The sequence below is a fragment of the Thiomicrorhabdus hydrogeniphila genome, from assembly GCF_054656895.1.
The window spans coordinates 2,444,875-2,466,055 of sequence record NZ_BAAHXL010000001.1 but is presented as its reverse complement, the minus strand read 5'-3'; the positions used below and the strand labels follow the sequence as shown (position 1 = coordinate 2,466,055).

20 protein-coding genes are annotated in these 21,181 nt (G+C 39.5%); 4 read left to right on the top strand and 16 right to left on the bottom strand.

Going from position 1 to position 21,181, the window contains the following annotated elements; genetic code table 11:
• Positions 1 to 19: 19 nt before the first annotated feature.
• The 8 genes from ACYQ0E_RS11115 to ACYQ0E_RS11080 all read right to left on the bottom strand — a co-directional run bounded on the left by ACYQ0E_RS11115 (position 20) and on the right by ACYQ0E_RS11080 (position 8,819).
• Complete coding sequence (locus ACYQ0E_RS11115; protein WP_460188296.1) at positions 20 to 289, bottom strand: FeoC-like transcriptional regulator; 270 nt, start codon at positions 287 to 289, stop codon at positions 20 to 22.
• 70 nt (positions 290 to 359) lie between these two features.
• Positions 360 to 2,705: a Fe(2+) transporter permease subunit FeoB gene (gene feoB, locus ACYQ0E_RS11110; RefSeq protein WP_460188295.1), complete on the bottom strand. Its 2,346-nt coding sequence runs from the start codon at positions 2,703 to 2,705 to the stop codon at positions 360 to 362.
• Complete coding sequence (locus ACYQ0E_RS11105; protein ID WP_460188294.1) at positions 2,702 to 2,944, bottom strand: FeoA family protein; 243 nt, start codon at positions 2,942 to 2,944, stop codon at positions 2,702 to 2,704. Before ACYQ0E_RS11105 ends, feoB begins: the two co-directional genes overlap by 4 nt.
• Before the next feature lie 262 nt (positions 2,945 to 3,206).
• Complete coding sequence (gene metW / locus ACYQ0E_RS11100; protein WP_460188293.1) at positions 3,207 to 3,818, bottom strand: methionine biosynthesis protein MetW; 612 nt, start codon at positions 3,816 to 3,818, stop codon at positions 3,207 to 3,209.
• Positions 3,815 to 4,963 carry a homoserine O-succinyltransferase MetX gene (gene metX / locus ACYQ0E_RS11095; RefSeq protein ID WP_460188292.1) on the bottom strand — a complete coding sequence of 383 codons (1,149 nt, stop codon included), beginning with the start codon at positions 4,961 to 4,963 and terminating at the stop codon, positions 3,815 to 3,817. Before metX ends, metW begins: the two co-directional genes overlap by 4 nt.
• Positions 4,964 to 4,970: 7 nt before the next feature.
• Positions 4,971 to 5,549, bottom strand: coding sequence for a YggT family protein (locus ACYQ0E_RS11090; protein ID WP_460188291.1), 579 nt, complete (start codon positions 5,547 to 5,549; stop codon positions 4,971 to 4,973).
• Positions 5,549 to 6,376, bottom strand: a complete 828-nt coding sequence (proC, locus tag ACYQ0E_RS11085; protein WP_460188290.1) for a pyrroline-5-carboxylate reductase — start codon at positions 6,374 to 6,376, stop codon at positions 5,549 to 5,551. Before proC ends, ACYQ0E_RS11090 begins: the two co-directional genes overlap by 1 nt.
• Before the next feature lie 220 nt (positions 6,377 to 6,596).
• A complete protein-coding gene (locus tag ACYQ0E_RS11080; protein ID WP_460188289.1) occupies positions 6,597 to 8,819 on the bottom strand; it encodes a Calx-beta domain-containing protein in 2,223 nt (740 codons plus the stop codon).
• 449 nt (positions 8,820 to 9,268) lie between these two features.
• Between ACYQ0E_RS11080 and ACYQ0E_RS11075 the strand changes: the two genes are divergently transcribed.
• Positions 9,269 to 10,273 carry a hypothetical protein gene (locus tag ACYQ0E_RS11075; RefSeq protein WP_460188288.1) on the top strand — a complete coding sequence of 335 codons (1,005 nt, stop codon included), beginning with the start codon at positions 9,269 to 9,271 and terminating at the stop codon, positions 10,271 to 10,273.
• 141 nt (positions 10,274 to 10,414) lie between these two features.
• Here the strand turns inward: ACYQ0E_RS11075 and ACYQ0E_RS11070 are convergent, their stop codons facing one another.
• Entirely contained in the window at positions 10,415 to 11,110 is a 696-nt protein-coding gene (locus ACYQ0E_RS11070) for a YggS family pyridoxal phosphate-dependent enzyme (RefSeq protein ID WP_460188287.1), read from the bottom strand.
• Between the two features lie 219 nt (positions 11,111 to 11,329).
• Between ACYQ0E_RS11070 and ppk2 the strand changes: the two genes are divergently transcribed.
• Together ppk2 and ACYQ0E_RS11060 are read left to right on the top strand one after the other, a co-directional pair.
• Positions 11,330 to 12,151, top strand: a complete 822-nt coding sequence (gene ppk2 / locus ACYQ0E_RS11065) for a polyphosphate kinase 2 (protein ID WP_460188713.1) — start codon at positions 11,330 to 11,332, stop codon at positions 12,149 to 12,151.
• Positions 12,152 to 12,235: 84 nt separating this feature from the next.
• The gene (locus ACYQ0E_RS11060) at positions 12,236 to 12,466 is read left to right on the top strand and encodes a hypothetical protein (RefSeq protein ID WP_460188286.1); all 231 of its coding nucleotides are present in this window, start codon (positions 12,236 to 12,238) and stop codon (positions 12,464 to 12,466) included.
• Between the two features lie 43 nt (positions 12,467 to 12,509).
• Here the strand turns inward: ACYQ0E_RS11060 and ACYQ0E_RS11055 are convergent, their stop codons facing one another.
• The 7 genes from ACYQ0E_RS11055 to ACYQ0E_RS11025 form a co-directional block, all read right to left on the bottom strand.
• Positions 12,510 to 13,262, bottom strand: coding sequence for a hypothetical protein (locus tag ACYQ0E_RS11055; RefSeq protein WP_460188285.1), 753 nt, complete (start codon positions 13,260 to 13,262; stop codon positions 12,510 to 12,512).
• Positions 13,263 to 13,285: 23 nt separating this feature from the next.
• Positions 13,286 to 14,572, bottom strand: a complete 1,287-nt coding sequence (locus ACYQ0E_RS11050; RefSeq protein ID WP_460188284.1) for a dihydroorotase — start codon at positions 14,570 to 14,572, stop codon at positions 13,286 to 13,288.
• Positions 14,569 to 15,624, bottom strand: a complete 1,056-nt coding sequence (locus ACYQ0E_RS11045; protein ID WP_460188283.1) for an aspartate carbamoyltransferase catalytic subunit — start codon at positions 15,622 to 15,624, stop codon at positions 14,569 to 14,571. The genes ACYQ0E_RS11050 and ACYQ0E_RS11045 overlap by 4 nt, the downstream gene beginning before the upstream one ends.
• Positions 15,621 to 16,133, bottom strand: coding sequence for a bifunctional pyr operon transcriptional regulator/uracil phosphoribosyltransferase PyrR (pyrR, locus tag ACYQ0E_RS11040; RefSeq protein ID WP_460188282.1), 513 nt, complete (start codon positions 16,131 to 16,133; stop codon positions 15,621 to 15,623). Before pyrR ends, ACYQ0E_RS11045 begins: the two co-directional genes overlap by 4 nt.
• A 41-nt stretch (positions 16,134 to 16,174) precedes the next feature.
• Positions 16,175 to 16,606, bottom strand: coding sequence for a Holliday junction resolvase RuvX (ruvX, locus tag ACYQ0E_RS11035; RefSeq protein ID WP_460188281.1), 432 nt, complete (start codon positions 16,604 to 16,606; stop codon positions 16,175 to 16,177).
• Positions 16,599 to 17,159, bottom strand: coding sequence for a YqgE/AlgH family protein (locus ACYQ0E_RS11030; protein ID WP_460188280.1), 561 nt, complete (start codon positions 17,157 to 17,159; stop codon positions 16,599 to 16,601). The genes ruvX and ACYQ0E_RS11030 overlap by 8 nt, the downstream gene beginning before the upstream one ends.
• 107 nt (positions 17,160 to 17,266) lie before the next feature.
• Positions 17,267 to 18,262 (bottom strand): FAD:protein FMN transferase, encoded by a 996-nt coding sequence (locus ACYQ0E_RS11025; RefSeq protein ID WP_460188279.1) that lies wholly within the window; start codon positions 18,260 to 18,262, stop codon positions 17,267 to 17,269.
• 295 nt (positions 18,263 to 18,557) lie between these two features.
• Here ACYQ0E_RS11025 and ACYQ0E_RS11020 point away from each other — a divergent pair, with 295 nt between their 5' ends.
• Positions 18,558 to 21,158 (top strand): methyl-accepting chemotaxis protein, encoded by a 2,601-nt coding sequence (locus ACYQ0E_RS11020; RefSeq protein WP_460188278.1) that lies wholly within the window; start codon positions 18,558 to 18,560, stop codon positions 21,156 to 21,158.
• Positions 21,159 to 21,181: the final 23 nt, after the last annotated feature.

Sequence of the window (21,181 nt, the reverse complement as noted above, 5' to 3'; positions counted from 1 at the left end):
AACTCATTAATAGCTTATTCTAAATAATTTGTACCGGAATTGATAGCGGTTTAATCGGTTTATCGACCCACTGAAATTCAGAACCTTTGCTGACTTGATGACAATTTGTAGAACAGGTACCTGTGGAGCAGGACTGACTATTTGCAATTTCTTGTATAAAGCCTTGTTGCAATAAGGGCTCCATTAAGCCAATTGCTGCAGCTTCATCTAATTCAAAATGGTTTCGAATATCGCTTAGGGTTACCCTTTGATGTTTTTTTATGTACTTTTTTATATCTAATAATATCAATGGACACCTCTTAAAAACTTTGAGCAAAGTTAATCAAAGCTTGTTATGCGCTTTGATTAACAAAGAAGTATTAAACGGGTTTAGTGCTGGAACTTGCTTTAAGTAAACGGTAAGGCCTGCCTTTTTGCCATAAAAAGGCATACAAAGTGGCAAATGAAACCACAATAATCGCCACCCACGTTAAACTTTGTTCTGGGTGACGAGAGAAGGTGGCAATTTGATAAAAACCAACTGATACGGCATAACCCAAATACATACTCCAGCTTGCACTTGATAACGCCCAACGCCAACCTAACTCTTGTTTAATAGCACCAAAGGTTGCCACGCATGGAAAGTACAGCAAAATAAGTAATAGATATGCGTAGGCACCAATTGACCCGTCAAAATATTTAACCATTTTGTCTAAAGTAGAAAGTGTAAATCCCTGGTCTTCTGCAATAATGCTTTTATCTTCAATATCATCAATGGATCTTAGTCCTAAAGGATCCGCAATATTAGAGAAAATATCGGATAAATTAGCGGGAACGGTAGCGGCAGCTTCTCGTAATGCGGCTAAAAATTGGTAATTATCATGCTCAACCGTCTCTGTTGATGCATTTTGATATAAAGCATCTAAAGAGCCCACTACGACTTCTTTGGCTAAAATACCTGTAAATAGACCAACCGTAGCAGGCCAGTTTTCTTCCGTTAAACCTAAAGGCTCAACAATTGGCGTGATGGTTTTGGCTGCGCTACTTAATACAGAAGAGGGTTGGTTTTCATGCCCAAATGTACCATCGGTACCTAAACTGTTAAAGAAATTAAGCGCCAGTACAACAATAACAATGACTTTACCGGCATCTAAAATAAAGCTTTTTAGTTTATTGCGAGTGTTTTGCAAAACATTAATAACGGCTGGTTTGTGATAGATTGGAAGTTCCATCAGTAAGCGTGGCGCCTCGCCAGGTAGTAATGTACTTTTAAGCATTAAAGCGGTTAAAACAGCCGCTAAGATACCTGCAAGATATAAAGAGAAAACAATGAGAGCGGCATTGTCAGCAAAAAAGGCGGTGGCAAACATAACGTAAACCGTTAGACGAGCACTACAAGACATAAAAGGCGTCATCATAATGGTCATAATACGGTCACGATGGTCAGGCAAGGTACGACTAGCTAATACAGCGGGTATATTGCAACCAAATCCAACAACAAGAGGAATAAAAGCTTGGCCGGATAATCCCAAACGACGCATTAAATTATCCATTACCAAAGCGGCACGTTGCATGTAGCCTGTTTCTTCCATAATCGAAAGCAGTAAAAATAGGGCTGCAATAACGGGAACAAATGTAGCAACAACTTGCATACCGCCACCAATACCTTCGGCTAAAAATGCGACAAGCCACTGAGGAGCACCTATTGACTGTAATAAGGCTGATGGGCCATCTACAAATAGGGCTTGTGCACCTAAATCAAAAAAGTCTATAAATGCGTTACCCATGGTAATGGATAAAGAAAACACCAAATACATAATGCCTAAAAATATGGGCATGCCAAGCATTGGATGAAGCATCCAACGGTCAATAGAATCGGTAGTATTACGTGTAAATTTATCCGTCTGTTCTTGGCTAGCATGAGAGGCATTATGGGCGTGTTGAAAATACAAATCAGCCGCAATTAAGGCGAGTTCCTCATCATAGTGCTTTTCTATTTTTAGTTTTTCAGCTTGGCAAAAACTGCGTAATTCAAGTGGCGCTAACTCTGGCTCAATTAACATTTGTAATGTTTTCCAACAAGAATCGGAGCCAGAATGTTCTTGTGCATCTCGTACCGCGTGAACAGATTCATGCAACGTATTAGGGAGATCAAAATGCAAGTTCGATCGCTTGTTTAGCATTTCTGGTAATTGTTGCTTGAGTTGGTCAATACCTTTGTTGTAATAAGCTGAAATTGGAATAACAGGGCAACCCAATTGTTCAGATAATTTATCAATATCAATGCGTAAGTTACGTTTTTGTAATAAATCCATGCGATTAAGCACAACAACAACAGGTAATCCCATATGTAAAAGTTGGGCTGTTAAGAACAGTTGACGTTCAAGACTGGTTGCATCGACTATGTTTAAGACTAAGTCTACTGGCTGACATTTTAAATATTCAGTAGCGATTTTTTCATCTAAACCAGCGTGAGTTGATTGTTCTAAACTGTATACACCGGGTAAATCAATAAGGTGATATCTACTGTCATTGTATTCAAAGATACCTGATTTTTTATCTACAGTTACACCAGGCCAGTTACCGGTTGTTTGGTGTGAACCTGTTAAGCGGTTAAATAGTGTGGTTTTACCGCAGTTAGGGTTCCCAATTAAGGCAACTTGATAGGCGTGTTTACCTTGTTTAGACGTTTTCTTAGATTTATTTTTTGGTTTAATGACGGTCATGCTAAAGGTTCTACTTGAATATAATCGGCTATTTCTTTATCAATCGCAAAACGACTGCCATCCACACTAATAACAATGTTTTGGCCGCGACTTAAAATGGTTTCGACAATGCTGTGGGTATGAAAACCCAAATTAATCAAACGTCTTTTTATCTCTAAACTGCCGTTTAATGAGACGATTTGACTAACTTGACCATTGTGACATTGGCTTAATGATGTTGAATTTGAGAGTGTTTGCATAGGTCTTTAAATGATAATTGTTTTTATTTAGAATTAGGATAGCAAAACACTTTATTAAATGCAAATTATTCCCAATAAAGAGTCTTACTTTAGAATGAATAAACTATTTACCAGGCCTGGTAAATAAAAGAGTAGCGAGATGGTAATGCTGTTTTTAATTTGCGATGCTACAGATTTAATTGCCGGTTTTTCAGGTACTTATTAAATTACCAGGCCTGGAAATATGAATAAATACCTTTAATAAATATCTATTTTAAAGTGTTTAACTTTTCTTTTGCACTTTGTATAAAGCGACTTCGCCTAACCAGTTAGGCGCTATTCGCATACCAAAAGAGCTTTGATGTTCTGCATTAACTACGGTTCTTGCAACCACTTCAAGGCCTTTTTCTTCACATAAATCTTCAAAGTCATTAAAAGTACACATGTGAATATTTGGTGTATCGTACCAGTGATAAGGCAGTGTGTCAGTTTCAGGCATACGACCAAGTGTTAAAAGTTGCAAGCGCATACGCCAGTGACCAAAGTTAGGGAAGGTAATAATGCACTGTTTGCCCACCGCTAACATATCATCCAGCAATTCATCTGGACGGCTAACGACTTGTAATGCTTGAGTCATAATCACAAAGTCAAATGAACCTTCATCAAAGTATTCACAAATATCGTGATTGTTTAAGTCACTTTGAATCACATTAATGCCTTTTTGAATGGCTTGAATATTTTTCTGTGTGTCTATCTCTAAGCCGTAACCGGTAATGGAATAGGTGTCGATAAGATGTTTTAGTAATTGACCATCCCCGCAACCTAGGTCTAAAACGCGGCTATTTGGCGTAATCCAATCTGATATAAGTTTAAATTCAGGAGAGATATGTTTCATGCTAATTCTCCTTGGTTTTTCTGTTCACTAATGACTCTTTGCATATAAGCTCTAAATACGCTTTCGTAATGTTCATTGGGCAGTAAAAAAGCATCGTGGCCATGTTTTGATTCAACTTCAGCGTAGGTAACATTGGCATCGTTATCTAACAAAGCCTTAACAATTTCATGCGAGCGGTCAGGTGCAAAACGCCAGTCAGAGGTAAATGAAACCACTAAAAAATTAGCGGTGGCATTGGCCAGAGTTTTACTTAAATCGTGATCAAATTCCGCTGCTGGGTCAAAGTAGTCTAGGGCTTTTGTCATGAGCAAATAGGTGTTGGCATCAAAGTTTTGTTTGGTGGCAAATTTTTCACCTTGGTAACGTAAATAGCTCTCAACTTGAAACTCAACTTCATAGTTGTACTTATAAGTGCCTTCTCGCAGTTCTCGGCCAAATTTAGACCCCATCATGTCATCTGATAAATAGGTTAAATGGCCTAACATACGGGCCAAAGCTAACCCTTGTTTTGGAATGGTATCGTTTTCTAAATAACGACCATCATGAAAAGCGGGATCAGACATAATGGCACGTCTAGCCACTTCATTAAACGCAATATTTTGTGCCGATAATTTAGGTGCGGCCGCTATGACTAAAGCATGGCGAAGTTTGTCAGGGTAATCAATGGCCCATTGCATCACTTGCATGCCGCCCATTGAACCGCCTAGTAAGGCGGCCCATTGCTCAATACCTAAATGCTTGCGTAGTTCATTTTGAGTTTGTACCCAGTCACGACAAGTCACCATTGGAAAATCAGGCCCATACACTTTGCCTGTTTCTGGGTTAATACTGGTTGGCCCAGTGCTCCCTCTACAGCCACCAAGATTGTTAGAACAAACTACAAAAAACTCATTGGTATCTATGGGTTTTCCAGGGCCAATATAGCCATCCCACCAACCCTTTTTACCATCAGCATCTAAACCTGCTACATGATGGTCACCACTTAATGCATGGCAGACTAAAATGGCATTAGAGGCATCGGCATTTAATTGACCATAGGTTTCATAGGTTAAGTCATAACGAGGTAAAACCGAACCACTTACCAACTCTAATGGGGTTTCAATGCTTAATGATTGTGGAGTGATAACTCCTAATGTTTGACTCATGAAACAACTAACCTATCATTTGCTGGGCGACTTGAGTAATTGAACCCAATACCACAATTTGAAAAAGCTTAATGGCTAAAATAGCCGCAATGGGCGTTAAATCAATGCCACCCATAGGTGGAATAAAACGTCTAAAAGGTGCCAAAATGGGTTGTGTAAGTTGGTCAAACAATGCGGTGTTTGGATTGTAACCAGGTGAAATCCAGCTCAAAATGGCTTGAATAATAATTAACCAAAACATCATATCGAGCAGTTGGTTTGCTACTTCTGTAAAGGCGGCTAGAGCCATAAAAGGTATGCTAAAACTTCGTGCGGTTAAATAACCAATAAGCGCAACAAATAACGCTTGAATAACCACGGCAGTTAAAATCGCAGACCAATCCCAACGGCCTTTTGCTGGTAAAAAGGTGTTAAATGGCGCACAAATTGGGTTACTTACTTTGGCAATAAATTGAACAATTGGGTGATGCCAATCGGCATAGGTAGCACGCAGTAAAAAACGTAACATAAGAATAAAAATAACAATGCCAGTTACAAACTGCAGAAAAAATAAACCGCCTTGTCCAATGGGTGATGCTAATTCCATTACGCTTTTCCTCCAAGTTCATCCGCTAATTCAACTGCTCGGTGTTGAGCCGATTGCATTGCTTTGGCAATGGTTTCTGGTAAACCGTCAGCTAAAAAACTTTGTATGGCTTTTTCTGTAGTGCCGTTAGGAGAGGTAACATTTTGACGTAAAGACGCAAAATCTTGATGGCTTTCTAATGCCATTTTAGCAGCACCTAACGCCGTTTGTAGGGTAAGTATATGCGCGGTTTTTTCATCTAACCCTAATTGTTGACCTGCTTGTTCCATGGCTTCCATAAATAAAAAATAGTAAGCAGGACCACTGCCAGATAATGCGGTTACCGCATCAAGTTTAGATTCTTCATTCACCCAAACCGTAATACCGGCCGCACGTAAAATATGTTCGGCTTGGCTTTTTTGTTCATTGCTTACGTGGTCATTGGCAAATAGTCCCGTTGCTCCGGTTTGAATAAGAGCAGGGGTGTTTGGCATGGTGCGTACAATCGCTATTTGGCCACCTAACCAGCGATTAATGTCTTTTGAACGAATGCCCGCGGCAATTGAAATAATCAGTGGCTGTTTGCTTTTAACTGAATTAATAATGGTTTGGCAAACGGGTTCTAAAATTTGTGGTTTAACGGCTAAAACAACAATATCTGCTTGTAAAACGGCCTGAGCGTTATCGGCAAAAGTTTTAATACCAAATTTTTCGGTAATAGCATTACGGCTGGTTTGAGTAGGGTCAGAAGCAATAATGTTTTGTTTATCATAGCCACTGGCAATTAAGCCCCCAATAAGACTTTGCGCCATATTTCCAGCGCCAATAAAACAGATAGTTGCATGCATGTTTAAGAAATCCATTGATCGATTTTTGAATGTTTAGCTATTATAAAGGATTAACATCAAAAAAATAGCCTAAGCCAACAGTAAGATTCGTGAGATTTAGCTGTTTGTTTTAAATGGACAGGCCTGGTGATTTTTATTTGGATACTTGAAATAAAAACACCGCTTTATCGCGGTGTCTTTTTAAAAGCTTCTGTGTGAAGCTATTGGTTTTCAGCAATCTCTATTGAGTAATGCTTTTAGAGGCGAGAAGCTCAGGTGTTGGAGGTGTTTGTTCATACATATATTTAAATCGACGTACGTGGCTTTCACCATTGATGCCTCCATGTTCGATATCGTCGGCATGCATGCCATAAACAAAACTCGGACGAATGCTCTGGTAAAGCAGTTCTACCTGAATATTGAATGGGCCTGTAAATCCAGTCGTATCTATATTGTAGGTCACCGTATCTTTACCATCTGATCCAGCGCCATCTTTGCCAGTAGCAAAGTTGGTGTCGGTAACCGCTAATCCTGTTACATCATCGTCATACTGTCCAGTCGTTACTGGATTTGGATGACGATTTGCTAAAGTCCAGCCAATTGGTGGAATACGATTGTCCTTTATATATTCATTGGCATGCAATAACACATGAGTGATATCACCATTGACATCCCCTAGAACAGGTTCGTAAATTTGAACCTGATTAGCATCGTTGATCTCAGTATGATGGGGCTCATAACATCCATTAGTCAAAGAGTTAAAACCTGTTTCTTTGTTGATTGCTAAGCATTGGCTTTGGATAAAGTTGGTATCTTTAGCAAGATTGCCTGAAGCATCCACTGCTCCAGACTCAAATATTGAGGTATTGGTATTAGAGTCAATGACAGTTAAGTGTACCCACATACGTCGCGAAGGAAAACTAGCCGGTAAACGATGCCCCGTTAAGTTGGTGATAGTGACTGGCACGCTTAAGGTTTTAGTTCCTCCGTCGAAAGAGGAAGTGACTTCTAAATTTGCAGCTGATTGCAGCATGGATTTGCTTTGTGCAATTTTTTCGTCAAAACCTGCTTCCGTTGTTTTATCGGAAATCCCCAGTGTATCCATGTAGGTTTTTAATACTCCTAATAGATAGCTGTTGCCACCAACAAATTCATGGACCGAAAAGTTTCCGTGATCAGGAGCAGAAGATGGTCTTGTCGTTACAGGGGTCATGTAACTCGTGTCGGATGGTTCAGCCATATGGCAAGCCTGACAAGTTTTTCCCGTTGTAGGATTTGAATAATCACTGTTAAGCCAATCCCAGTAAGGTGTTTGTTCTGGAAATTGAGCCACGTTGCCATTGACTAGATGAAGATTACCATTTAAGTCTAGAGTAGGCGTATATAGATTGTGACAGGTGGCGCACATGGTAGATTCACTAATATGGGAGGCATATTTTGGTTCATAAATGGTGTTGTTCTGCATGGCCTGCCCCATTGGAGTGAATGGGCCAAAGATTTTAGGATCACTGCCATTATTCTCACTAGCAGATTTGATTGTGTAATGGCCACTCATACTCGCTAATAAATTTTCGTCAGCCGTTTTTGTTGGGTCAGTTGTTGTAGGATCTTGTATTTGATGACAAGCCGTACAAGAAATACCTTCACGAGCATGTGGGTCTGACATGGCGGTGGCAAAAGGATAACCACCGTCGGCAAGTAGTGTTGTTGGATCTGTAACTAATCCTGTACCCGTTTGGTGAGCATAGGTAGAAGCCATTGGAGCATGACAACGTAAACAGGTATCTTCGATAAAGACTTGTTTATCTGGAAATATATGAACTTCCTCTTCCACTACCGCATTGTAGTAGGGGTCATTTAAAGCGTGTGCCATAACGCTGTGTTTCCATTGGGTTGGAGGGCTAATATCTTGGCTATTGAATTCCATTATTCCAGAGGTACCGGTGTGGCATGATGCACACGTATTTGCATCGGTAAAAACGCCTTTAGTACCCCAACTAGCCGAGTATGCAGGGTTGTCAAACATTGCACTATGGACAGGATCCAGCAAAGAAACCTCCGCTTGAGCATCTGAAATAGTTGCATTAATAGGGTTGGATAAGTCAATAGTGAATATTTTTGTTGTTGAGGTATCTCTACCATTAATTAATGCAATGGAAATAGTTTTAGATGTTTCACCTGGTGCAAAAGTTAACTCACCATTTTGAGCGGTATAATCCGTAGTTGCCACGGCAGTACCATCATTCGTTGCATAATCTACTGTAATCGTATCAGCTGAAGTAGCAGATAAAGAAATGGTCACATCAATAGATGTGGCGTCAAAAACAGCCGTTTGATCTTGTACCGATAAATAAACTGTAGATGGAGCTGGTGCTTCATCGCTTCCACCACCACAGCCACCTAAAAAGCTGGCAAATAACACGGGTAAAAATGTAAGGAACATTCTCCAAGAAAATATGTTCATAAAAACTCCTTTGTTCTCTTACTTCTATTTCAGGCCTATATTTAGGTTTCGTCAAATATTGCTGTTAAGAGTTGTGGATAAAATTGATTCTAAATAATTTCAACTCAAAACGAGTTTTATCTTATAAGACCTTTACTCGTGCAAAGGTCTCTATGTTAATAAAGCCATAAATAACCATAGGACATACCAGGCCTAGTAAAACGTTAAACTCTGATAAATAAATGGCGTCTAAAGATAAATTTAGATTGGTCGTTATAGTGAGTATATAAAGAGATAACCCGTATTTTGTAAATCACCCGAATGGTTGATATTGACAGAATGAGTGAATGAAATTATCTACAAATAAGAATCGGTAAGAAAGTTTTGACTATATCTGCGTACATAGCGCTGTATGCGTAGCTCTGTATAGATAAGTAAAGCACTTGTTATCGGTTAAAAAGGATAGGTTTATGGCCAGTATTTTAGAAAACCCGCAATTATCTTCACTGTTAGATACGCACAATCGTTCAAATAAAAAATTACCAGGCCTAGTAGATTCGGGGTCAACCCCCACTTTTAATACACAGCAATCTGCGCCACAGTCTAATACAACACAAAACGCTAATGACACAGACTATTCCGCCAGTAAACAAGCGAGCATGGCGGCGTTGCAAATGTCTAGTATTGAGCGCAGTTACCAATACAGCGAAACCATGAGTTTGCAATTGACCACTAAAGAGGGTGATACGGTTAATGTTGATTTTAAACAGTTGTACGCACAATATCAGTCGTATCAACAAATGCAATCGGCTCAATCAAATGAAAATAGTCCAAGTGGGGTGCGTTATTTTGAAAGTAAACAAGCCATGGAAAGCACACAATTTAAAGAGCAGTTTGGTTTTGCCGTAACGGGCGATTTAAATGACGATGAACTTGAAGCGATTTATGACGTTTTTGAACAAGTGGATTCTTTAGCCAGTCAGTTTTTTGATGGCAATATTGAACAAGCGTTGCAACAAGCTGTTGAGTTAGAGATTGATTATGGTCAGCTAGACAGTTTGAGTTTAAATTTAACGCAAACCGAAAGCCAATCAACCCGTTATCAACAAGCCGCTTTGGCAGAATATAGTGGTGTTCAACAACAAACAGAAGCGGAAAATACTAGCGATGTGGCTGAAGAGTATGGTGTAAATATGGGTGATTTACCTGCTTATTTACAACAATGGCAAGACACAATTACCAAGTTAAATGAACAGTTTGAAAACGCCCAAGAAACCTTAGACGAGTTAATGGGCGAAGTAACGGCACAACGTTTTCCAGAACAAGACAATAAAATGGGCTGGATAGAAAGAGTTAAAGCGTTTCATGAACAACTAAGCCAAATGGCACAAAATACAGATGAACCACCCGCTAATGCCGACATTACTGAGCCAGTAACCGCAAACCAAGAGCCTAGCGAAGAGCTAAATGAGTAAAATTTACCTTTACCCTTTAACCGTTGAGAATATGAATGGTAGCTAAGATATTTAATCGTTTTCAATATTGAATAAAATCTGATTAATTATCTTAAATCTTCGTGTCTTCGTGGTCAATTTCAAAACAAGGTTTTAATTGAGTTATTTTGAATAATCTCTAGCGCCAAAAATATCGGTACCAATTCTCACAATGGTTGCCCCTTCCAAAATAGCGGCTTCTAAATCACCAGACATGCCCATTGATAAGGTATCAAACGGCCAATCAGGGTGTGCTTGTTGAATTTGTTCAAGTAATGCGCGCATTTTGGCAAATGGCACACGTTGTTCTGCTTCGGTTTTGGCTATTTGCGGAATGGCCATTAATCCACGTAGCTGTAAATTGGGTAAATCAGCAATTTGTGGTGCCAGTTCTAAAACCTCATCAACTGTAAACCCAGCCTTTGATTCTTCATTACTAATATTCACTTCAAGCAAAATATTTAATTTAGGTAAGTCAGCAGGGCGTTGTTGGCTGAGTCGTTGGGCAATTTTTAAACGATCAACACTGTGCACCCACTGAAAGTGTTCTGCAATGGGCTTGGTTTTATTTGATTGAATAGGGCCAATAAAATGCCACTCTAACTCAGGACAAATCTCAATTTTAGCTAGGGATTCTTGTAAATAATTTTCACCAAAAGATTGTTGACCAATTTTAGAAAGAGCCTGTATGTCTTCAATAGGTTTGGTTTTACTGACCGCTAAAAGTTGCACAGATTGTAAAGGTCGGTTGGCTTTTTTACAGGCCTGGTCAATTCTATTTTTAACGTCTTGATAACGGTTTTCAATACTATTTGCCACGTAAACTCCAAATTGATTTAGTGATTGTTTTAGACATTTTAATGTATTTTTTTGTTCACGGAATTTTTATGTTACATCTCTACAATAGCGATTTAAATACCCTGTTTTAAGTTTGCGTGTTGTAAATTGTCTTTAATCAATTTTATTGCTTAGAATTCAAAGGCTGTCGCTTTAAAGATGCGTAAATAAGAGTATAGTTAAAGTAAGAAATAACAAGACATCCCAGTATTAAATAAGGAGGTTAGGGTGAAGAAAGTCAAGTCGAGTGAGAGTAATTATCCGTATACAGATAAGATTAATCGTAAAGAATATGAAGAGATAAAGCGTTCATTACAAATAGAATTTTTAAAGTTACAAAAATGGGTTAAAGAAAACGACGAACGCATTGTATTGGTGTTTGAAGGTCGAGATGCCGCAGGAAAAGGTGGCACAATTAAACGCATGATGGAACACCTTAACCCGCGTGGAGCGAGAGTGGTGGCATTAGATAAACCAAGTGAAATTGAAAAAGGTCAGTGGTATTTTCAGCGATATATTGAAAATATGCCAACGGCTGGTGAAATGGTTTTATTTGACCGTTCTTGGTATAACCGTTCTGGCGTAGAACGTGTAATGGGTTTTTGTAAACCTCAAGAATACACGTTGTTTATGCACCAAGCACCAGAGTTTGAACGTATGTTAGTGGCAGACGGTGTGCGTATTATGAAGTTTTGGTTTTCAGTAGGGCGTAAAGAGCAATTAAGACGTTTTAATGCACGTAAAACAGATCCTTTAAAGCAGTGGAAATTAAGCCCAATGGATTTAGCCTCTTTAGACCGTTGGGATGATTACACCAGAGCCAAAGAAGATATGTTTTTCTATACCAATACAAATCACGCTCCTTGGACCGTTGTAAAATCTAACGATAAAAAACGTGCACGATTAGAAGCCATGCGTCATGTCTTGAGCAATATCCCTTATGACGGCAAAGACGAAGATGTGGTTGGTCAACCAGACCCATTAATTGTGAGTTCTGGCGCAGATATTTTTCAGTACGACTAATTGCCTTTAAATGCGGTCTTATCTAAGAAGACCGCACAGCAAATGTATGTATGAATTTAACCTTGAATAAAAGGAGACCAAATAATGAAAATTAACAAGCACGCTTATAAAGTCGTAGAGGCTTTTAAGAAAAGTCTAACGAAAGAACAAAAAAAAGCTTTAGGTACAGAGAGCTTAGAAGAGTTACAAATTTTGGTTGAAGCGGCTTTGGGCGCAACGGCAGAAAATGTTTTGCACACTACCACTAAAGAAGTGGAAAAGTTAGCGAATAAAATGCGTAAAAAAGCACATTCTATTGAGCAATTAGATCGTTAATAGGCGGTTAGTAGATCGTTAAGCGATTGTTTTAAAGTTGTTTTTAGATTAAATATGCCTGTAATGTTAACCAGTTGTAAGATTGGCTAATTTGCAGGCATTTTTTTTGCGTATCAATATCATCAGTAAATAGAATAATTTGCCACGGTATTTGTTCTAAATTACTGGAAGACTTGTGCATAGATTTTGCCCAATATTCAAACAGATCAGGCAGTTCACCCTCAAAACAACCAGGTAAACCCATTGAAGAGGATAAACGATTTTGTATTTTCCAATCTTCTAATAAGGTACAAGCGCCAATCGCCTCAGCAGGCATATTTGGCATTAAATAGCGTGCAGGTTTTAATACAAATGGAAACGCCGTTTGGCTATGCAAGCCAACAATAGTCGGTTCTGATTCCTTATGATTCGCTCGTTGGCTGCTCTGTTGATTTGTAGAATGCTTTGCTAATGCAAATGCATTGGCCATGGCTAAATCATTGGCTAAAATCAATAATGGTTGGTTTTTAAATGGTATGTTAAAAGCTAGGTTTGAGTTACACAGCAATTTACCAGGCCTGGTAAAAAGGGTTTTAGGCAGTTCTTGCAAGCTTAAAAATTGATAGTGATTCGCTAGATTATCACTGGCATATTGAAATAAAACCAGTTTGATATCCGGCGCTTGTTCCAAATAAAAAGCTGAGCCTATTGCATTGGCTAAGCCCAAATTATCTTGTAAAGACAAAGAAACAAGCCAAAAGCCATTGGCTTGTTGCGATTGTTGAATAGGAAGCTGAATATTCAGTTCGGTTGCCATTAAATAACCGTAATTTGCTTTGGTTAAACTTGGTTATTACGGTAAACAGGGCGACCTTGAAAAAAGGTTTGCTCAACTTGCCCAATAAATTCCCAGCCTGCAAAGGGGGTGTTTTTACCTTCGCTAATCATGGTTTTAGTGTCTAATGTCCAAATGGCTTCTGGATCAACAATACATAAATCGGCTGAGCTACCAGGTACGAGTGAGCCAGTTTGGCAACCAATGATTTCTGCAGGGGTTTGGGTGACTGCACGAATAGCGGTAATAAGATCAAGCTGTTTATTTTCAACCAACTTAAGCAATAAAGCCAATAAGGTTTCAAAACCACTAATACCAGGTGCGCTCTCACCAAATGGTAACAGTTTGGCATCTTTTTCTAGTGGAGTATGGTCACTCACAATAGCATCAATGACGCCCGATTTTACCCCAGCAATTAATGCTTGTTGATCTTGCATGCTACGCAGAGGTGGCGATACATTAAATAGGCTGTTAAAACCTAATAAATCCATTTCAGATAAAAGAAGTTGGTGAATCGCTACATCGCAAGTGACAGGCAGACCACGTTTTTTAGCGTCTGCAATTAACTCAACAGAACGAGCGCAAGAAATCTGTGAAAAGTGGGCTTTAACGCCAGACTCTTCAACCAAAATTAAATCACGAGCCAAAGCCGCCGTTTCTGCTGCGGGTGGAATTTCGGGCAAACCTAAACGAGAACTGACTGGGCCACTGTGTGCCACACCGGAGTTTTTAAGTTGCTTGTCTTCACAGCGCAACATAATGGGTAAACCAATGGTGACGTTGTACTCTAAAGCATTTTTAAGGGTTAATGAGTTTTGGATAGATTTATTAGCTTGGCTTAAGGCAATGCATCCCGCTTGTTTAAGCGAGTAGGAATTACTTAATCGCTCGCCTTCTAAACCTTGTGTTAAGGCACCAATTGGCATAACAAATGCGGTAGCCGCTTGACGAGCGCGGCGTTGAATAAGTTCAGTAACCGCTTGCGAATCATTAACGGGGGCGGTATCAGGAGGGCAACAAATACTGGTGATTCCACCAGATACAGCGGCTTTTGTTTCAGTTTCTATGCTACCTGCAAATGAGCTACCAGGTTCTCCTAAACGTGCTTGTAAATCTACCAGGCCTGGTAAAATCCATTTACCAGAAGCATCAATTTCTTGGTCTGGGGTAAAACCTTCTGGTAATTCATCACCAATGGCCACCACTCTACCGCGTGATAAATATAGGTTAGTCACTTTATCAATATTTTGGCCTGGATCAATGATACGTCCGTTTTTTATAATGTGTCTCACAGCGTATCCTCCGCCGTTGTTAATTCATCAACTAAATCTAACGTGGCTTGTTGTTCTTGTTCTAATTTGTGTTGTGCTAGTTGTGCAGCGTTGCTCATTAAAATAGACATAACCGCCATACGTACCGCAATGCCGTACGTAACCTGTTCTAAAATAACCGATTGCGGGCCATCGGCCACGGCAGAATCAATTTCTACGCCTCGATTTATAGGGCCTGGATGCATGACAATGGCATCGGGTTTGGCTAAAGCAAGGCGTTTTTCAGTTAAGCCGTAGAGTTTAAAAAACTCTTTTTCACTTGGAATTAAGGCACTGGTCATTCGCTCGTTTTGTAAACGAACCATAATCACTACATCGACATCTTTTAGGCCTTCTTCCATATCGTGATAAACATGCACGCCCATTGCTTCGGGTGATTCTGGCATAAGGGTTTTAGGGCCAATAACGCGAATTTCACGTGCTTCTAAAATACTTAAGGCTTGGATTTGTGAACGTACCACTCGTGAATGCAAAACATCACCAATAATGGCAACGGTTAAATCATAGACATCGCCTTTATGTTTGCGAATGGTATACATGTCTAACATGGCTTGAGTTGGGTGGGCGTGCTGGCCATCTCCGGCATTTACAACATGTACATGCGGGGCAACATGCTGCGAGAAAAAGTGTGCGGCGCCACTTTCGGAATGGCGAATAACAAACATATCGGCTTGCATGGCTTGTAAGTTCCACAGAGTATCAAGCAGCGATTCCCCTTTTTTGGTGGCGGAGGTTTGAATGTCTAGGCTTTCTACATCGGCAGAAAGACGACGTTCTGCAATTTCAAACGTGGTACGTGTGCGAGTGCTTGGTTCAAAAAACAAGTTCATAATGCTTTTACCACGCAGCAAAGGCACTTTTTTAATTTCATTGCTTACCGGGTTAATAAACGATTCAGCGGTGTCTAAAATCTCAGTAAGATGGTGCGCTTTTAAGCCTTCTAGCGTTATAAAGTGTTTGAGTTTGCCCAGTTCATTTAGCTGAATATTGGGGCCAGCTAATTTTGCACTCATGCCGTTTCCTCATCGTTTTCTACAATTGTCACTTTTAATGGGTCTGGCCCAGTTAATTTTATGGTTTGGCGACACTCTATGCTTGACCCGACTATATCTGCCTGAAACGGCAATTCGCGACAACCTCTACGGTCAAGTAGCGTAACTAAGGTAACACTGGCTGGGCGGCCAAAATCAAAGATTTCATTAAGGGCGGCACGTGTGGTACGGCCTGTAAATAGAACATCGTCGACTAAAATAATATGTTGGTTCTCAATATCCCAAGGAATATTGGACGGCTTTACCGTTGGGTTTAACCCCATTTTAGAAAAATCGTCGCGGTAAAATGAGATATCAATTACACCAAGTTCATCTGGTAAATTAAGTTGTTGATGCAGTTTTTGGGCAACCCATTCGCCACCTGTACGAATACCAATCATTTTAGGTGATTGGCTAAACATGGGTTTTTGTTGAATCTCTTCACAGATTTGGGTAATTAATTTTTGAACATCAATATCAAGTTCGGTCATGATAAAGTCTCATTTTAAAATGCTTGCAGAATTTACAAACATTAGATTGTTTGTAACCAGTTTTCTAATAAAATTTGTGCGGCGTGGTCGTCAATGTGTTTTTGCTTTAAGCCTCGCTGTTCAGCTTCAATAGAGCTGAGTTGTTCTTCAATATAAAACACAGGGCGTTGGTAACGACCATTAAGACGTTGACCAAACTTTCTGGCGGGCTGCGTTAATGCTTGCTCGCTACCATCTAAACGCATAGGTAAGCCCACAACAATGGCGACAGGTTGCCACTGTTCAAACAGCTTGCTGATATGCTCCCAATCGGGTTTGCCATCTTTACTGTTTACAATGGTTTCTGGGCTTGCGGTTTGGCTAATCGTTTGCCCAATGGCAACGCCAATACGACGTAGACCAAAATCAAAACCGATAATGACGCCATCGGGCTTAGTATTTTGAGATTTATTGTTTTGACTTTTATTAGGCATGACCAGCTTCCGAACTTAAAAATTCAGGAGAAATGCCTAAAGTGCCTAAAGCAACTTCCCAGCGTTTATCAATTGGGGTTTCAAACAGTAATGTATGGTTAAAAGGAATGGTTAGCCAGCTGTTGTCTTGAATTTCTTGCGCCAGTTGACCAGGCTCCCAACCTGCAAAACCTAAACAGGCAAGAAAATTATTGGGGGCTTGATTCATGCTTAAAGCATCTAAAAAGTCTTCTGACACTGTCATGCTAATATTGTCAGGCAAGTCCATTGAACTTTTCCATTCTCCGTGTGAATCATGCAAAATAAATCCACGCTCTAAATCAACAGGGCCGCCAATTAACACATTGTTATTTAAGTGTTCGCTACTTTCGCTTATTGGCAAATCAAAATGCTCAAGCAACTCTCTAATATTGAGGTTTTTATGGGGGAGATTTATTACCAGTCCCATTGAGCCATGTTCATTGTCTTCTACCATGTAAATCACGGTTTTTTCAAACCAGCTGTTTTCCAAGGCGGGCATGGCAATAAGAAAATGATGTTCTAGCGTTTGCATTTGATTCATATAGCGGATTATAGCAGAGACTATTTAATGAAATAGGTGCGAAACGTAATTGTGAGTAAAAATATTTATAGATTTTTACTCACAAATTGGTCAAATGGTTACTGTAAAAGTTTAATGCGTTTTGCCATTGCAGGGGTTTGGTACATTTTACCCGCTTGGTCAATACAAAGAGCTTGGGTTACGCCCATTGATTTAGCAATCGATTGCCAATTTTTTGGGCCAGCAATTAATAATGCGGTTGCGGCGGAATCTGCGGTAATGGCATCGGGATGAATAACGGTAACCGACGAAAAACTTTCGGCAGGGTAGCCTGTGTTTGGGTCTAAAATATGTGAATAACGTTGACCTTTCCAATCAAAATAACGTTGGTATGTACCAGAAGTCACAATACTTTCACCACTATTTAACGATATTTGAGCAATAGCGGCTTGTGGGTTTTTTGGGTCTTCAATCCCAATTGACCAAGGCTGGTGATTTTTATTTCCAATGACTTTCATATCGCCACCAATACTTACAAGCGCATTTTGAACGCCTGCTTTTTCTAAAGTGGCCAAAGCAATATCAATGGCTAAACCTTTAGCATTACCGCCAAAGTCTAATCTTACGTCTTTATTTGAACTGGTTAATACATTACCTTTAAAAGAGATATCCGCAATGCTAGGTCTGCTTTTTAACCAGGCCTGTATCTTTTGTTGACTTGGCGGCGGGCCTTTCCACTCTTCGGAATGAAAGCCCCAAAGACCAATTAAGCTACCAATTCCAGGGTCAAATAAACCTTGGCTCTCTTGGCTGAGTTGCTGAGATTTAACAATAAAATCTTTAACCGATGTTGCCACTTCAATCGGTTTTTGTTTTTTAATAGCTTGATCTATTTTACTAACAATGCCGCCTTTTTCCCAAGCATGCCATTCTTTGTGCATGACCTTAAAAGTGTCTTCGACTTGCGCAATGGCTTTAGTGGCACTTTGAGTATCTTTGTCATATACAATAATTTCAACATAGGTGCCAAATACAATTAACGACCCCTTTGTTGCGGGGAGTTTATCTTGACCACAGCCACTTAATAACACCATTGCCATCATAACGAGCAACATAGTGAGATAACCCTTAATGTTTGCTAATAAAAGGTTGTTAAATATATGTACAAATATGAATAGTGACCTGGGCTTTTGAATATTGAATAGCATAATGGTGTGACTAACCTTAAAGTAATTTAGGATATAGAGTAAAACGCATGGCAAAGAATATTACTCTTTTTTTAGGCAACTATGATATGCCGTTTTTTTAGAAAGGCAAATTTGGTATAGATAGTGCTTTTATTGCAAGTATGTAAAACGGGCCGGATAGCTCAAACTCAATTTAGTTACAAACGTATATTAGGAATGCCTCATGGATAGAATGGTTGTTGATATAGAAAGACACGTAGAAGAAGGAACGACGATAGTTTCAAAAACCGATCTTAACGGTACGATTACCTATGTTAACGATGCGTTTGTGCGTATTGGCGGTTATTCGCGCGAAGAATTAATTGGCCAACCGCATAGTATTATGCGTCATCCTGATGTCCCTAAAGCGGTATTTAAAGATTTATGGCGAACCATTCAAGCAGATAAACCGTGGGTGCAGCTGGTAAAAAACCGTTGTAAAGGTGGAGAATATTACTGGGTAGAGGCCAATATATCACCGATTCGTGAAAATGGTGCGGTCGTTGGTTATTTATCAGTACGTCGTGGTATTTCAAATGCACAAAAAACCTCAGGTATGGCGCTTTATAAACAGATAGAAAGCGGAAAAGTTTCAATTAAAGATGGTTTTGTACAAACGTTAAATAGTCGTCTATGTTTGATTAATCATTTTGACCCTATGCTCATTTTGGTGGGCATGATTGTGATGATGAGTGTTGCTGGTACGCTTGATGCATTGGGAATGCTGAGTATTCAATGGTGGCTTCAATTAGCAATTATGGCCATGTTTTTTATGTATGCATTGTTTGTTAGAAGCCAGTTAAAAAAACGCATTAATAGCTTTTCTACTTTATTAAAGGCCATGGCCGAGAGCGATTTTAGTAAGCAAACAGACACAAAAGGCAGTACTTGGGTGGCTGAATTAGCCGGCGAAATTAAGAAAATGCAGGTACAAATGGGGGCGAGTTACGAAGACAATCGAGCGCAACTTAATTACAACTTGCGTTTAACTACCGCCTTAGATAATGCTTCAACTTTTGTTATGGTTGTAAATAAAGAAAATAAAATTATTTTTTATAATCAGGCGCTTAAACAATTTTTTATTAAAAACTCTACTGCGTTCTCATCGCAATATCGCGACTTTAATGCCGATACATTAACAGAACGTTCTGTTCTGTTATTTAATGAATCAGAAGCGACAAAAGACTTGTTTAGTAACGATTCTATGGAAATGGTAGATAAAGAATTTAATTTAGCAGGCCTGGTCATTAGAGCCGTTAAAACGCCAGTTTTAAATGAACATAAAGAGTGTATTGGTGCCGTACTTGAATGGACAGATTTAACACAGCAACGTAAGGTAGAAAAAACCTTAGACAATGCGTTAAATATTGCCGCAAAAGGGCATATGGATATTACCATTGATACGGAAGGTTTAGATGGCTTTTATCTATATTCAGCAACCAATATTAATAACCTATTAGCCAGTTTAAATAACGCCATTGGCGATATGGTGAAAATATTAGTAAACCTAGCAAATGGCGATATGCGCGGGCGCATTGAAAAACCACTGGGTGGAACGCTTGATGCCATGAAAGGCGCAACCAACGTTTCTTTAGATAATTTAAGTAGCATTATGTTGCAAATTAAAGACGTATCTAACGCCACATTGCAGTCTGCAAAAGAGTCTTCGGATGCGGCCAGTGATTTATCGGAACGCACTCAAATGGCAGCGGCCACGCTTCAAGAGGTTAATGCCAGTATGAATATTATTAACGATATGCAGGCAGAAAATAGCGATTCATTAAATACAGTGGCACAACTGGCAAATAATGCCATGGCGCTTAATGGTAATGCACGCGTTGCCATGAATGATTCTATTGAAGCGATGCAAAGTATCGCCGATACATCAGGCAAAATTGAAGACATTATTGGTTTAATCGATGGTATCGCTTTTCAAACCAATCTATTGGCTTTAAATGCAGCAGTAGAAGCGGCCAGAGCAGGTGAACACGGGCGTGGTTTTGCGGTTGTGGCAGGTGAAGTTCGAAACTTGGCGGGTAAATCGGCCGACGCGGCTAAAGATATTAAAACCTTGATTCAAGAGTCTGGCCATAAAGTACGTGAAGGTTCAGAAAAAGTACAAGCAACGCATGCGGTATTTAATGAAGTGGATGAAGGCGTTTCTCAAATAAGTACCACCTTGTCAGAGGTGGTGGTTTCCATTACTGAACAGCAAAGAAACGTAAGCCAGATTGCCAATGCCATTGAAACCCTAGACAATAATTTACAAAGCAATGCGGCGTTGGTAGAGGAAGCATCTGCAACTGCATTAGGCTTAAATGATCAAGCTGATATGCTGAACCACGAAGTTGAAAAATTTAAAATGAATAGCCAAGTAAAATCTGGAAGTAACTTGGGAAATCAAAGTATTTATGGCGTAAATTTAGATGAAATTAGACAAGAAATGCGTTTATGGCGCATTACTGCGCAATCTTATTTAAATGGTGTGGATGTGCCTTTTGATGAAACAACAGGGGTTGATGAAACCCAATGTGCCGTTGGTCATGCTTTACAGAAAATAGCCGCGGCAGATTCGTCAATAGAAAAATCAAGCGTGTGGCGTAATATTGAAGATTTACATTCTCGTCAACATAATGCCGTTAAAACGGTTTTAGATACTCGTAGTAAAGGTGCTTTAACGGTAGAGAAAATGGAACTGATTGATGAATTAGTTGTTGAGTTTGTTACGGTAACTGAGCAACTTGATGACGCTTTAGGAGAGCTTGAAAGAACGCTTTTACATTAACGGCTAGAACCTATAGTCTGTAA

Coding starts and splice junctions, on each gene's coding strand:
- ACYQ0E_RS11025 (WP_460188279.1), bottom strand. CDS start 18,262: ATGTTGCTCGTTATGATGGCAATGGTGTTATTAAGTGGCTGTGGTCAA.
- ruvX (WP_460188281.1), bottom strand. CDS start 16,606: ATGCCTAATAAAAGTCAAAACAATAAATCTCAAAATACTAAGCCCGAT.
- ACYQ0E_RS11030 (WP_460188280.1), bottom strand. CDS start 17,159: ATGCAAACGCTAGAACATCATTTTCTTATTGCCATGCCCGCCTTGGAA.
- ACYQ0E_RS11060 (WP_460188286.1), top strand. CDS start 12,236: ATGAAAATTAACAAGCACGCTTATAAAGTCGTAGAGGCTTTTAAGAAA.
- ACYQ0E_RS11080 (WP_460188289.1), bottom strand. CDS start 8,819: ATGAACATATTTTCTTGGAGAATGTTCCTTACATTTTTACCCGTGTTA.
- ACYQ0E_RS11090 (WP_460188291.1), bottom strand. CDS start 5,549: ATGGAATTAGCATCACCCATTGGACAAGGCGGTTTATTTTTTCTGCAG.
- ACYQ0E_RS11020 (WP_460188278.1), top strand. CDS start 18,558: ATGGATAGAATGGTTGTTGATATAGAAAGACACGTAGAAGAAGGAACG.
- metW (WP_460188293.1), bottom strand. CDS start 3,818: ATGAAACATATCTCTCCTGAATTTAAACTTATATCAGATTGGATTACG.
- ACYQ0E_RS11055 (WP_460188285.1), bottom strand. CDS start 13,262: ATGGCAACCGAACTGAATATTCAGCTTCCTATTCAACAATCGCAACAA.
- metX (WP_460188292.1), bottom strand. CDS start 4,963: ATGAGTCAAACATTAGGAGTTATCACTCCACAATCATTAAGCATTGAA.
- feoB (WP_460188295.1), bottom strand. CDS start 2,705: ATGACCGTCATTAAACCAAAAAATAAATCTAAGAAAACGTCTAAACAA.
- ACYQ0E_RS11045 (WP_460188283.1), bottom strand. CDS start 15,624: ATGAGTGCAAAATTAGCTGGCCCCAATATTCAGCTAAATGAACTGGGC.
- ACYQ0E_RS11105 (WP_460188294.1), bottom strand. CDS start 2,944: ATGCAAACACTCTCAAATTCAACATCATTAAGCCAATGTCACAATGGT.
- proC (WP_460188290.1), bottom strand. CDS start 6,376: ATGCATGCAACTATCTGTTTTATTGGCGCTGGAAATATGGCGCAAAGT.
- ACYQ0E_RS11075 (WP_460188288.1), top strand. CDS start 9,269: ATGGCCAGTATTTTAGAAAACCCGCAATTATCTTCACTGTTAGATACG.
- pyrR (WP_460188282.1), bottom strand. CDS start 16,133: ATGACCGAACTTGATATTGATGTTCAAAAATTAATTACCCAAATCTGT.